This is a genomic window from Chroococcidiopsis cubana SAG 39.79, assembly GCF_003991895.1.
Taxonomy (GTDB): domain Bacteria; phylum Cyanobacteriota; class Cyanobacteriia; order Cyanobacteriales; family Chroococcidiopsidaceae; genus Chroococcidiopsis; species Chroococcidiopsis thermalis.
Genome location: NZ_RSCK01000115.1, coordinates 14,272 through 15,044, shown reverse-complemented (window position 1 = coordinate 15,044; position 773 = coordinate 14,272). Strand labels below are relative to the sequence as shown.

At 40.1% G+C, this 773-nt stretch carries 1 protein-coding gene; it reads left to right on the top strand.

Translation table 11 applies throughout. The annotated features are described in order from the left end of the window. Positions 1–370 precede the first annotated feature (370 nt). Positions 371–544, top strand: a complete 174-nt coding sequence (locus tag DSM107010_RS38015; RefSeq protein WP_158631929.1) for a hypothetical protein — start codon at positions 371–373, stop codon at positions 542–544. Positions 545–773: the final 229 nt, after the last annotated feature.

Sequence of the window (773 nt, the reverse complement as noted above, 5' to 3'; positions counted from 1 at the left end):
ATGAATTGAAATCTAACGTAGATAGATAGAGCGAGATACAATCACAGTCGTCAACTAAGATACAGAAAGATACAGTTCAGGGATACACAAAGATACGGTTAAAGATACAGTTGAGGAATGGTTTGATACAGATGGGCAATGATTTACTACACGCTGAAACTTACTCAACACCTAAAACTCCTGCTCTGCCTAGATTTTCACTTACTAGCAAGTAGGACACAGTTTGAAATGATTTGAGATCTCGATCCAAATCGATTTCGACACAGAGCAAAAAGATTTTATAGTTGCGCTTGCCCATACTGAAGATTTTGCGCTCTGGAAGCGTGCGATCGCCGATTGTTTCGCTAATACGTCCCAGAAGTGCTTGCCTTTGATTGAAATAGTACAGCAGGTACAGTACCCAACTACACCGGAGAAAGATTTAGGAGATCTACTGGTGAAAACCTGGTTAGCTATTCTGTTGGGAGGTTTTGACTTGGAGCAGCGCGAAGACTTTTACGAACCAACTGGAATCTGGGTTTCTTTGCCTGATATTGCTGCCTGATAGTTCGGGAATAGTTTGATGCGATCGGCACGAGCTATCAAAGATTGAAACTATGACTAAATCACCAATTCTTGTATAAATCGCAAACAAATTACAGTTTGAAATGGTTTAAGATCTCAGATCGATTTCGACAGCAGTTAGCCATTCAACTCATAATCATAGCATTGCGCTATGATTATGCTATAATTTTGCTATCAAAACCGAGGCGATCGCATGGTAAATATTAGTC